The 11,945-nt window shown below is 62.6% G+C and carries 12 protein-coding genes; 7 read left to right on the forward strand and 5 right to left on the reverse strand.

What is annotated here, in order from left to right; genetic code table 11:
* The first annotated feature begins 124 nt into the window (after positions 1–124).
* Positions 125–688 carry a hypothetical protein gene (locus ACZ5U1_RS01725; protein WP_464779105.1) on the forward strand — a complete coding sequence of 188 codons (564 nt, stop codon included), beginning with the start codon at positions 125–127 and terminating at the stop codon, positions 686–688.
* Between the two features lie 22 nt (positions 689–710).
* Here the strand turns inward: ACZ5U1_RS01725 and uvrA are convergent, their stop codons facing one another.
* On the reverse strand, positions 711–3,647 hold the full coding sequence (uvrA, locus tag ACZ5U1_RS01730; RefSeq protein ID WP_464779106.1) for an excinuclease ABC subunit UvrA: 2,937 nt from the start codon (positions 3,645–3,647) through the stop codon (positions 711–713).
* 411 nt (positions 3,648–4,058) lie between these two features.
* Between uvrA and ACZ5U1_RS01735 the strand changes: the two genes are divergently transcribed.
* The 5 genes from ACZ5U1_RS01735 to ACZ5U1_RS01755 all read left to right on the forward strand — a co-directional run bounded on the left by ACZ5U1_RS01735 (position 4,059) and on the right by ACZ5U1_RS01755 (position 6,463).
* Positions 4,059–4,292: a hypothetical protein gene (locus tag ACZ5U1_RS01735; protein WP_464779107.1), complete on the forward strand. Its 234-nt coding sequence runs from the start codon at positions 4,059–4,061 to the stop codon at positions 4,290–4,292.
* Between the two features lie 107 nt (positions 4,293–4,399).
* On the forward strand, positions 4,400–4,648 hold the full coding sequence (locus ACZ5U1_RS01740; protein ID WP_464779108.1) for a hypothetical protein: 249 nt from the start codon (positions 4,400–4,402) through the stop codon (positions 4,646–4,648).
* Positions 4,649–4,691: 43 nt separating this feature from the next.
* Positions 4,692–5,057, forward strand: a complete 366-nt coding sequence (locus ACZ5U1_RS01745) for a winged helix-turn-helix domain-containing protein (RefSeq protein ID WP_464779109.1) — start codon at positions 4,692–4,694, stop codon at positions 5,055–5,057.
* A 228-nt stretch (positions 5,058–5,285) separates the two neighbouring features.
* On the forward strand, positions 5,286–5,834 hold the full coding sequence (locus ACZ5U1_RS01750) for a hypothetical protein (RefSeq protein WP_196225515.1): 549 nt from the start codon (positions 5,286–5,288) through the stop codon (positions 5,832–5,834).
* A gap of 149 nt (positions 5,835–5,983) precedes the next feature.
* Positions 5,984–6,463, forward strand: coding sequence for an N-acetyltransferase family protein (locus ACZ5U1_RS01755; protein WP_464779110.1), 480 nt, complete (start codon positions 5,984–5,986; stop codon positions 6,461–6,463).
* 591 nt (positions 6,464–7,054) lie between these two features.
* Here ACZ5U1_RS01755 and ACZ5U1_RS01760 read toward each other — a convergent pair.
* The 3 genes from ACZ5U1_RS01760 to ACZ5U1_RS01770 all read right to left on the reverse strand — a co-directional run bounded on the left by ACZ5U1_RS01760 (position 7,055) and on the right by ACZ5U1_RS01770 (position 9,320).
* Entirely contained in the window at positions 7,055–7,528 is a 474-nt protein-coding gene (locus tag ACZ5U1_RS01760) for a hypothetical protein (RefSeq protein WP_464779111.1), read from the reverse strand.
* Positions 7,521–8,387: an SDR family oxidoreductase gene (locus ACZ5U1_RS01765; protein WP_464779112.1), complete on the reverse strand. Its 867-nt coding sequence runs from the start codon at positions 8,385–8,387 to the stop codon at positions 7,521–7,523. Before ACZ5U1_RS01765 ends, ACZ5U1_RS01760 begins: the two co-directional genes overlap by 8 nt.
* A 66-nt stretch (positions 8,388–8,453) precedes the next feature.
* Positions 8,454–9,320: a hypothetical protein gene (locus ACZ5U1_RS01770; protein ID WP_464779113.1), complete on the reverse strand. Its 867-nt coding sequence runs from the start codon at positions 9,318–9,320 to the stop codon at positions 8,454–8,456.
* 103 nt (positions 9,321–9,423) lie between these two features.
* On the opposite strand from ACZ5U1_RS01770, the gene ACZ5U1_RS01775 reads away from it, so the two are divergent.
* The gene (locus ACZ5U1_RS01775; protein WP_464779114.1) at positions 9,424–10,734 is read left to right on the forward strand and encodes an SLC13 family permease; all 1,311 of its coding nucleotides are present in this window, start codon (positions 9,424–9,426) and stop codon (positions 10,732–10,734) included.
* Here the strand turns inward: ACZ5U1_RS01775 and nhaA are convergent.
* Positions 10,712–11,908 (reverse strand): Na+/H+ antiporter NhaA, encoded by a 1,197-nt coding sequence (gene nhaA / locus ACZ5U1_RS01780; RefSeq protein ID WP_464779115.1) that lies wholly within the window; start codon positions 11,906–11,908, stop codon positions 10,712–10,714. The two genes, ACZ5U1_RS01775 and nhaA, sit on opposite strands and share 23 nt — an antisense overlap.
* Positions 11,909–11,945: the final 37 nt, after the last annotated feature.

Below are 11,945 nucleotides of genomic sequence, written 5' to 3' on the forward strand. Positions count from 1 at the left end.
TTCCCTATGGTCAATGGGGGAATCTATGGCTTTGGACCGCATACACCTGAATAAGCTACTGAGATTGTTTGTGTTGAAGGAAGCGCACCGATCTACGGCTATTCGGAAGGATGCGCGGGAGGAAATGAGAAAGCGTGACGAAGGCCCCACGGGTGGGGGAGGCCATTTTCAAATGCCGTTTTGGAAAGCGGCAAAAGGGCACGCTGCGAACAAATGCGACCTTCGACACGAGGTGGAAGATCTCGTGGAGAAAAACTGGCGCCGTAAGCGACTCTATCCTCTGCTTCAGAAAGGGTTCTTGGCATGGTGGAATGAGAACCGTCGCTGGATAAATGAACCAATTTCGGAGCTGCCGCGCTCGATAAATTCGAGCTTCGGCTTTGAAGAGATAGAGGGTGTGGTAAAAGTAGAGAACCTTTTGTCTCTGCAATTAGGCGAAGACAGGCATAGGTATATTTATCCTTATTTCTCTGAAAAACCAGCTCTCACGCCCGCAGCGGCTCGATTGGGATTGTGGCTTATGAGTAAGGCGCTGCCTGACTTGGATATTCGAGACATGCGAATATTGGATGTCATCCGAGGAGAAACATTCTCCATCGACAAGTTTCCACTGGAGGGTTCTGAGGAAGATAGCTTCAGACTGAGATATCGTGGCATATTGAGGGAGTGGCGCTCTCATTTCAGATAGAGCCAGTTCCCGTTCAATATCTTCACTCCGCCGCCACAGCCTCCAACCCTAACAACGGCGCCAAGTACCGCCCGGTAAAGCTCCGGGCGTTCTTCGCGACCTTTTCCGGCGTGCCTTCGGCGACGACTTCGCCGCCTTTGACGCCACCCTCTGGCCCCATGTCGATGATCCAGTCGGCGGTCTTGATGACGTCCAGGTTATGCTCAATCACGACCACGCTGTTGCCCTGTTCGACCAGGGCGTGGAGGACTTCGAGCAGTTTGCGGACGTCTTCGAAGTGGAGGCCGGTGGTGGGCTCGTCCAATATGTAGAGGGTCTGGCCGGTGGCTCGGCGGGAGAGTTCCTTGGCGAGCTTGACGCGCTGGGCTTCGCCGCCGGACAAGGTGGTGGCCTGCTGGCCGACCTTGATATAGCCGAGGCCCACTTCGGCGAGCATCGCCATCTTGTCGCGGATGGGGGGGACGGCCTTGAAGAATTCGACCGCGTCCTCGACCGTCATGTCGAGCACGTCGGCGATGCTGTGGCCCTTGAACTTCACCTCCAGCGTTTCGCGATTGTAGCGCGCGCCGTGGCAGACGTCGCAGGTGACATAGACGTCGGGGAGGAAGTGCATCTCGATCTTGAGCACGCCGTCGCCCTGGCAGGCTTCGCAACGGCCGCCCTTGACATTGAAGCTGAAGCGGCCGGGCTTGTAGCCGCGCGCCTGCGCTTCGGGGAGGCCGGCGAACCAGTCGCGGATGTTGGTGAAGGCGCCGGTATAGGTGGCCGGGTTGGAGCGGGGGGTGCGGCCGATGGGCGACTGGTCGATGTCGATCACCTTGTCGCAATGTTCAAGGCCGGTGACCTTGTCGTGCGGGCCTGCGACGATGCGGGCGCCGTTCAGGGTGCGGGCGGACGCGGCGTAGAGGGTGTCGATGGTGAAGCTGGACTTGCCCGATCCCGACACGCCGGTGATGCAGGTGAAGGTGCCGAGCGGGATGCTGGCCGTGACGTTCTGCAGATTGTTGGCGCGGGCGTTGTGGACGGTGAGCTTCTTGCCATTGCCCTTGCGGCGCTTGGTGGGGACTTCGATGCGGCGGGTGCCGTTGAGGTAATCCGCGGTCAGGCTGTCGCGGTGGGCGAGCAGTTCGTTGAGGGTGCCTTGGGCTACGATGGTGCCGCCATGGACGCCCGCGCCCGGCCCCATGTCGACGATATAGTCGGCCATGCGGATCGCGTCCTCGTCATGCTCCACGACGATGACGGTGTTGCCGAGGTCGCGCAGGCGCTTCAAGGTGACGAGCAGGCGGTCATTGTCGCGCTGGTGCAGGCCGATGCTGGGTTCGTCGAGGACGTAGAGGACGCCCGACAGGCCGCTGCCGATCTGGCTGGCGAGGCGGATGCGCTGGGACTCGCCGCCCGACAGGGTGCCGCTGGTGCGGTCGAGGTTCAGATAATCGAGGCCGACATTGTTGAGGAAGCCGAGGCGCTCGACAATTTCCTTGAGGATGACCTTGGCGATCTGGTTCTGCTGGTCGTTGAGCTGGGCGGGGAGGGTGGAGAAGAAGCCGAGCGCGTCCACCACGCTGCGGCGGGTGGACATGGAGATGTCCTCTCCCGCGATCTTGACGGCGCGGGCTTCGGGTTTGAGGCGGGCGCCGTGGCAGGTCTCGCACGGCATGGCGGTCTGGTATTTGCTCAGTTCCTCGCGCATCCAGGCGGAGTCGGTCTGGAGCAGGCGGCGGTTGAGGTTGCCTATGACGCCTTCGAAGGGTTTTTTGACTTCGTAGGATTTTTTGCCGTCTACGAACTTTAGCGTGACGGGTTTGCCTGCGGTGCCGTGGAGGATGATGATTTTTACCTCTGGGGGGAGGTCTTGCCACGGGGTTTCGAGGTTGAAGCCGAACTCCTTGGCTAGGGAGCCTAGGACTTGCATGTAGTAGGGGCTGGGTGGGTTGGACTTGGCCCAGGGGACTATGGCGCCCTTTTTGAGGGTTAGGGCTTCGTTGGGGACGACTAGTTCGGGGTCGAATAACTGGCGTTCTCCGAGGCCGTCGCAGGCGGGGCAGGCGCCTTGGGGGGCGTTGAAGGAGAAGAGGCGGGGCTCGATTTCCGGGATGGTGAAGCCGGAGACGGGGCAGGCGAATTTTTCGCTGAAGACTATGCGGTTTTCGGGGATGCCGGCGTTTTTCATTTTGCCGGGGGTTGCTCCCCTCTCCCCGGCCCTCTCCCCTGAAGGGGAGAGGGAGTCGACTGTGCCGTCGGCTAGGTCGATATAGGCCAGGCCATCGGCGAGTTTTAGGGCTTGTTCGAAGCTGTCGGCGAGGCGGGTGCCCATGTCGGCGTCCACGGCTAGGCGGTCCACCACCACTTCGATGTCATGCTTGTATTTCTTGTCGAGGGCGGGGGCGTCTTCGATCAGGTACATTTCGCCGTCGATGCGGACGCGGGTGTAGCCAGCCTTCTGCCACTCCTGCAGCTCCTTCTTATATTCGCCCTTGCGGCCGCGGACGACGGGGGCGAGGAGGTAGAAGCGGGTTCCCTCCGGCAACTGCATCACGCGGTCGACCATCTGGCTGACGGTCTGGGCGGAGATCGGTTCTCCGGTCGCGGGGGAGTAAGGGATGCCGACGCGCGCCCAGAGGAGGCGCATATAGTCGTAGATTTCGGTGACGGTGGCGACGGTGGAGCGCGGGTTGCGGCTGGTCGTCTTCTGCTCGATGGAGATGGCGGGGGAGAGGCCGTCAATATGCTCGACATCGGGCTTCTGCATCATTTCGAGGAACTGGCGGGCGTAGGCGGAGAGGGACTCCACATAGCGGCGCTGTCCTTCGGCATAGATGGTGTCGAAGGCGAGGGACGACTTGCCTGAGCCGGACAGGCCGGTGATGACGATCAGGCTGTCGCGGGGGAGATCGACGTCCACGCCCTTGAGGTTGTGCTCACGCGCGCCGCGTACGGAAATTGTGGTCAGACTCATGGGGCGTGTTGTTCCAGATTTGTTCTTTGGGGGCAAGGTCGTTGCCGGGCTATTGGGCGCGGATATGGGATAGCAGGTGGCGGCCCGCAAGCGGCCTATGTTTTTCAGCGCGAGCAAGCGGCGGGTCGCCGAAAGATAGAGCGATATTAACCGATCGGGTGTATAAGGGTCGCGACGGCAAAGCTGCGGCGGTGGCGTCTCGGCTTCTGTAGATATGAGAGATCCCGGATAGCCCGACAGCATCCCGGATACGCCCCCGGCCATCCCTTGCGCCGGGGGCGTTCTCATGTCTGGTTCCTCCGATGGCCTGCTTGCACCCGTTCGGCGGAGGATGCTGGTTTGGAACCGGCTATCAGGACTGGCCGTTGATCCTGCGTGGCGCGCGACGTTCGCTGCGCCGAGGAGAGCAAGATGAGCGAGAAGACCGATATCCGTCCCAACAGCCGTGAAGAAGCGCATGATGAGCGCCCCACCGATGCGCAGGACCATGCCGTCACCCCCGAGGAGCAGCTGGAGGAAGGGTTGATGGACAGCATGGATGCGTCCGATCCGCCATCGGCCACCAAGCCGGGCGACCATGGCGACCCGGTTCCTTCGTCGGGATTCCACGAAGAAGAAGATGAGGATGAGAAGGCTGGGCGATAGACGGCGGCGATATTGGTGATATGATCCAAGGGCGAGGCGAACCGGATCGGCGGTGGCCGGGCGGTTCGCCAAGCGCACGACGCTGCAAGGTGAGAGGAGCCTTATTGATGCCGACTTCCGCTACTCCCGCGATCGAACGCATTGCCCGGGTGCTGGCCGGACGCCAGCTGAGCCTGAATGGCGAGGGCGATGATCCCCATGCGTCGGGCGCGGTGGATGCGAGCTGGCAAAACTATCTGGATGATGCCTATGCCATCCTGCACACGCTGCGCGAGCCTGATGAGCAGATGGCGCAGGCGGGCGACGTTGCCGTGTGGCGCAGCATGATCGGCGCGGTGTTGGAACGGCGAACCTGACGCAGCGATTGGCGGGGCGGCCTGCCCATGCCATAACGGGCGGATGAGCGGCCCGGCCCTGAAGATCAAGATACAGCTTTATTGTGGCGACGAGATCGCCATGGGGCCGGGCAAGGCCGACCTGCTGGATGCGATTGCCAGCGAGGGGTCGATTTCGGCGGCCGGTCGGAAGCTGAAGATGAGTTATCGCCGGTGCTGGATGCTGGTGGACGTGATGAACCGATGCTGGTCTGCGCCGCTGGTGGCGACGTCCAGTGAGGGTGCGGTGTTGACGGATTTGGGGCTTAGCGTGCTTGCCCAATATCGCGGGTTGCAGAAGGCGGCGACGAGCGCGGCGGGACGGTCGCATTGGCCTGACCTTGCGCGGGAATTGCGGGGCGAGCCGTTGCCGGGGCAGGGCGCGCAGTAAAAGGCCTGCCGATTTATCCGGGCCTGCAAAAATATGCATTCTGACCAGCTGACAGAGAACCGATTCGGAGCTGGAACGTTTCTATTTAGCGCATTCACAAAAATTACATGTTGCGACGCACAAAGAAACGTGATTCCCTGTGGTTGTCGGCAGAACCGGCGCTTAATCTTACAGTAACCATGTTGAGCGCATGTTCTGCTGATCGACTTGAAGTCGGAGGGCAAGAGCATGGGCACCAATGCAAGACCGGCTGACGGGGCAATCACCCTGGCGGAATTGCGCGAATTCGCCAGTTTCCCGTCTGCCACGCAGCGCTATATTCGCCGATCGCTGGATATCGGCCTTCACCGTCGTGACGCCATGAAGCTATGGTCGCGCGACATGGTGGAGGAAGCGAGCATCCGCGCGCAGGCCCGCATTTATGGGCGGCTGGACGAGATCAAGGCGCGGGTGCCCGACGACAGCGGGCTGGATCAGATGGAGCCGTTCATGGCGCCGCTGGTGACCGTGTCCGCTTTTGATCTGGGGCAGGATCGACTGAGCAGCTTTTCGGCCTATCGGTTTTTGTATGAACGGCTGTTGGGGGCGGGGGCCAGGCCGTGGTTGCCGGGGGCGTTCTGCGCGGCGGCGAGCTTGCCGCATCTCCATCCGGAGAAGCGCCGGGCGTTGTTGCAGTCGATCAGTGAGGCTGCGGCGACGGCTGTCGGGTGGTCTAACCGGGAGCCGACCTTCTACCCTGAGTGGGTGGAGAAGGTGGATATGAGTAAGGCGAACTGAGGTCCGGGCGCTCTTCCGGTGGAGGGGTGAGGGGTGAGGGTGTGACCGCGCTGCGGGCGGGGCTCGTGGCGCTGTTGCTTTTTTGGGGGTGGCGGGGATGGCACTATGGAAAACTGGAGGAGAAGCAGTCATCCCGCTAGCATAGGGCCATGGAGATAAGAACTGCTCAGCCGGAAGATTATGAGGCTATAGCCGCTATCTGGTATGAAAGCGCTAGTCAAATGGACGGGGGAGCGCCCATCCTCGATCAGCCAGACAGTCTAGTCGGTCGAATCATCAGCAGTCTTGCGGACGGGTGGAGCTTGAAGGTTGCCGTCGTTGAGGGGAAGATTGTTGGTCTTCTCGCCACCATTCCGAAAGACAACGTTCTCGATCAGCTGTTCGTGACGCCCGAGGCGCAGCGTCGAGGTATTGGCGCAGCGTTGCTTGACGAAGCGAAGCGGCAACTTCCTGCTGGGTTAACACTGCGTACTCCTGCCACCAACCTTGCAGCACATCGCTTCTACGAGCGACATGGACTGTTTGCCATTGAGGATGCGGTACATCCTGTAACGGGCGCGCCAGTTCGTCATTTTGGATGGGTGGAAAGGAGATGGTCCGCTGTTGAGCCAGACATAATGGTAAGCTGACGCAATTCGCTGTAGGCCGGACGTATGACGAAGCCATGGGTTATCGCGCTTTGGGTTTCCACACTCGCATTGGCAGGCTGGTTGGTATTCGATGGCCAACCCCTTGCGGCAGCAGGTGTAATGGGCACAGCGTTATTCTGGGAATTAGTCCACCGCGTGTTCGGCAACGAGGAGGCCGAATAGCAACGATGGGTGGATAACGGACTTTCTCCCCTCCCGCAGGCGGGAGGGGCCGGGGGTGGGCTAGCGCAACTTTAGTGAAGTTCATTCCAAGGCTTGCCCGGAAGCTCGCTCCGCTCGCACCCACCCCTAGCCCCTCCCGCCTGCGGGAGGGGAACGTCTGATTTTGGTCGCTAGCCGACGGTCCCCATTGCGTCATGCCAGCGAACGCTGGGATGACGGAGGTGGGTGGTTTGGGGGCATTCATCCTCTCCATCGGGAGATGGGGACCGTTCGCGAAGCGGATGGTGGAGGGAAAATCTCATAGGTCGTGCCATTTTCCCCTCCACCAGCCTGCGGCTGGTCCCCCTCCCCACGCTTCGCGCAGGGAGGATTTGGGAAGGCTATTCTCGGGCGCTTCCCCTGCTCTACTCAGGATGCCAGCCATTGCAGGGCTTGGCTTTCCTCGCTGAAGAACACCGCTGGGGTGTCTCGCATCAGTCGTTCCATCTGCAGTCTGAGGAGAGCGGATTCGGGGAGAAGGACTCCATATTCGCTGATCTGGGCGGCATAGTTGGTGATGATCTTCATGAAGCTGTTCATGACAGTTTGGGATTGAACGGTGCATGCTTTCATATCGAGCAGGACGCGGTTGATCGGTGAGGGTCTGGCGGTCATAGCGGCGCGTTGCCGTAGCGCCGCGAGATAGCTGTCCACGGCATCGTCATCCCAAAAGCCTCGAAAGACGATTCGCAGCGTCCCGGGCTTGTGTCCTGCCACAAATTCAAAGCGTTCCTCTGCCATCGGATTCACTTGTCGGATGACGGCGCGCTGCGCAACTGTCGTTTGGCCTAGGGTCCGTAGCGTCAAGTCGTGGGGAGCGATTTTTGTGAGAGGTTCATCCATTCACTATCGTGCCGCCATTGGGGTGGAGGACCTGGCCGGACATATAGCTGCTGTCTTCACAGGCGAGGAACAGGAAGGCGGGGGCGACTTCATTGGGTTGGCCGGGGCGGCCCATGGGGGTGGATTCGCCGAAATGTTCCAGCTTTTCCGGGCTTGCGCCGCCGGATGGGTTGAGCGGCGTCCAGATGGGGCCGGGAGCGACCGCGTTGACGCGGATGCCGTCCTTCACGAGATTTTCCGACAGGCTGCGGGTGAAGGCGGTGATGGCGCCCTTGGTGCTTGAATAGTCGAGCAGTTCCGATGAGCCTTGATACATGGTGACGCTGGTGCAGTTGACGATTGTCGCGCCTTTTTTGAGGTGCGGGCGGGCGGCTTGGGTCAGGAAGAACATGCCGAAGATGTTGGTCTGGAAGGTACGGCGCAGCTGTTCCTCGCTGATGTCGGTTATGTCCTGATCGGGATGCTGTTCCCCGGCATTGTTGACGAGGATGTCGAGGCGGCCGAAGCGGTCGACCACCTGTTTGACGGCGTCGTCGCAGAAGGATTTTTCGCCAATGTCTCCGGCGATGGTGAGGGCCTGTTGGCCTTCTGCTTCCACGATCTGCGCCGTTTTCTTCGCGTCGTCATGTTCGCACAGGTAGAGGATGGCGACGTCGGCGCCTTCGCGGGCGTAGAGGGCGGCGACGGCGCGGCCGATGCCGCTGTCCGCGCCGGTGATGAGAGCGACTTTTCCTTCGAGGCGGCCGGAGCCGGGATAGCGGGGTTCCCATTCGGGCTTCGGTTCCAGCTTGCTTTCGTGGCCGGGCAAGCCGTCTTCGTGGATCATATCTTCATGATTGTCGGATGGGGTGTCGGGCATGGCGCATCTCCTTTTCCCGGCCAACACTTGGGGGAGGGGATGGTTCATGGCGTTGCGACGGACGGCTTAACCGCTGGTGCTGCGATTTTCCCAGATGGCGATCGGGGCGTCCGCGCCCGGCATTTCCATGCGGACTTCACGCAGGGTGACGGCGAGGACGCAGACGGGCCGTTGTTCGATCCCAAGCGGCTGGGCGCAGTGGACCGGGCCGTTTCCGGGCACGCGTTCAATGCGGCCGATGAGCCGGAGCCTCAGCCCGCGCGAGGGGGTGAAGTCTTCAGGGGCGAGGCGCAGCACCTTTTCGAAGGGACGGCCGTGGCGCCATAGGTCGTTGCCGTCATTCTGGCCGAATTGGGCGAGGGCCAGGCTTTGGTCGGGCGTGGGCGTGGTTCCGTCCGGTTCGGGCGCGGTGGCTTTTGCAGGGGCGGGGCATTCGTCGCTGGTCGACCAGGGTCGCTGCATCCAGAAGCCCTCGGCATCATGGCCTTCCCCTTCGGTGGGGAGTCCGAAATCGGCGGCTTGCCACGAAATCGGCATGACATGGACGCGGAGCACGCCAGCCGCTTCATCATAGCGCCAGCGCATGGGGGTGGAGCTGTCCTTTTCCGCAGCGCCCGAGCAACCGAAGGGGAGGGAGAGATCGAACCGCTGACCCACGGCCCCGGCGATGTCATCCGGCAGCGGCTTGCCCGATGACAGGGCGTCGGCGGCGCGACGGGTGAGGTCGGCTATCTCTGCGCGGCCCCAGAGGCGCGGCAATTGCGGCTGGACCGGGAATGGCGGCGGGATGACGGCCACCGGCGTGGGGGCAGGGGGCGGAGCCTTTGGCGCGGTGGCGCGGCCCAGCAGGAAACCGCCCGCGCCGATGGCGATGAAAGCGGCTAACCCTGCGGCTATGGCGAGCCGACTGGTTCTGGCACTGGGTTCACGCATAAGCCATTGATAGCAAAAATGGCTTCATCCTCCAGAGCATAAACATCTTTTTTCCCGCTTGCTGCGTTGACAGGGGCGGCGGCAGGCACGAGGCAGGGGGCGCATGACGATTGACCAAGTTCTGACGCTGCTGGTGCTGGCCGCCGTCGTCGCGGCGCTGATCTGGGACAAGGTGCGCGCCGATGTCGTCGCGCTGTCCGGGGCGGCGGTGCTGTTGATGACGGGCGTGGTGCGGCCGGTCGATGTGCAGGGCGCGTTCGCTAGCCCCGCGATTATCGCGCTCGCGTCGTTGTTCGTCATTGCCTATGCGCTGGAGCTGTCGGGCCTGCTCGACCGGGCGATCGCGATGGCGGTGGCGATGTGCAGGCGGATGGGCGCGACCGGCATGTGGCTGCTGTTGTCGATGATCGGCGCGGTCTCCTGCTTCCTCAATTCGACGCCGATCGTGGTGCTGGGCGCGCCGGTGGTGCGCGACGTCGCCAATGCGTTGGGTCTTTCGCCCAAGCGGTTCCTGATGCCGCTGTCCTACATCACGATCCTGACAGGCTGCTGCACGTTGATCGGCACGTCGACCAACCTGCTGGTGGATGACATGGCGAGCGTGGCGGGGCAGCCGCGCTTTGGCATTTTCGAGATTACGCCGGTGGGTGTGCCGATGGCGTTTGCCGGCGGGCTTTACCTGTTCCTGTTCAGCAAGAAGCTGCTGGGCGGCCGTCATGAGGCGGACGAGCGGGAGGGAGAAGCGCAGCCGATCGATGCCCTGCATGTGTACAGCGCGCAGGTGGGCGACCCGGCGGTGTTTGCCGAGCCTCGGCCTTTGAAGCCCGCGAAGGCGGCGATCGCGCTGGGTGTCTTTGCGGCGGCGGTGGGGCTGGCGGCGATCGATGTCGCGCCGATCGCGGCGAGCGCCTTTGCCGGGGCGGTGGTGCTGATCCTGTTGCGGGTGATCAGCGCGGATGAGGCCTATAGCGGGCTGCGGCCGCAGATATTGATCCTGATCGCGGGCATGGTGGTGATCGGCATCGCGATGGAGCAGAGCGGGCTGGCGGCGGATGCTTCCCGGATGCTGATCGGCAGCGTGCATGGGCTGAGCCCGCTGATCGCGCTGGTCGTGCTGTATCTGGTGACGATGGTGCTGACGGAGTTGCTGTCGAACGCGACGGTGGCGGTGCTGGTGACTCCGGTTGCAGTGGCGCTGGCCGATAGTCTGGCGGTCAGTCCCCGGCCGTTCCTGGTCGCGGTGATGATGGCGGCAAGCGCAGCCTTTGCGACGCCCTTTGGTTATCAAACCAATGTCATCGTCTATCAGATGGGCGGTTATCGCTACATGGATTTCGTGCGGGTGGGATTGCCGTTGAATCTGATCACCTGCGTGGTCGCGGTGGCGGCGATCAGTATGTTTTTTCCGTTCTGATCAGGCCGGGCGCGAGCCGCAGGATAAGGAAACCGGCGGTGGCGGAGGCGAGAGAGCCTAGCAGGATGCCGAGCTTTGCCGCATCGCCTGTATCGGGATGGGGCGCGAAGGCAAGGCCGCCGATGAAGAGGCTCATGGTGAAGCCGATGCCGCAGAGGAGGGCGACGCCATAGACCTGCATCCATGTGGAATGGGCCGGGCGGCTGGCCCAGCCGAGGCGGGTCAGGAGCCAGACGGTGCCGAATATGCCCAGTTGCTTGCCTGCGAAAAGGCCGAGCGCGATGCCGAGCGGGACGGGCTGAGCCAGGTCGGATAGCGCGACCCCGCTTAACGACACGCCGGCATTGGCGAAACCGAACAAGGGGACGATGGCATAGGCGACCCAGGGATGGAGGCCATGTTCAAGGCGGGACAGCGGCGAATGCTGGTCGTCGGGGGCGGCTGGGGTCTTTCGCAAGGGGATGGTCATTGCGACGGCGACCCCGGCCAGCGTGGCGTGGATGCCGGATTGCAGCACGCAGAACCAGACGAAGACGCCGATCAGTACATAGGGCCAGAGGCTGTCGACCCCCGCCCGATTGCAGAGCGCGAGGCAGGCGAGACCTGCGACGGCCAGGGCGAGGGGCAGGAGGCTCAGCTGTCCGCTGTAGAAGAGGGCGATGATGAGGACGGCGATCAGATCGTCGATGATCGCCACCGCCGCCAGGAATATCTTGAGCGATCCGGGCACGCGCGGGCCGAGGAGGGCCAGCACACCGAGGGCAAAGGCGATGTCGGTGGCGGCAGGGATCGCCCAGCCGCGAAGGCCGGTAGCGTCTCCCCGGTTGATGGCGACATAGATGACGGCGGGCATGATCACGCCTGCGGCTGCTGCCAGGCCGGGCAGCAGGCGGTCAGGCCATCGGGCGAGTTGCCCGTCCAGCACCTCTCGTTTGATTTCGAGGCCCACGATCAGGAAGAACAGCGCCATGAGGCCGTCGTTGATCCAGTGGAGCAGGCTGAGCCCCGCCAGGTCGATGTGGAGCGTGTGGAAATAGTCGGCCGACAGGGCGGAGTTGGCGACCAGCATTCCCAGAGCCGCAGCCGCGATCAGGATGATGCCGCCCGCTGCCTCCGCCGCGAGGAAGGCGCGCATCATCGAAAGGGGGCGGGTGATCAGGGGAGGAACGCTCATCCCGCTGTTCTAACGGCCCATTTGGCGCAGGGCCACC

The sequence above is a fragment of the Sphingobium sp. TomTYG72 genome (genome assembly GCF_055394715.1).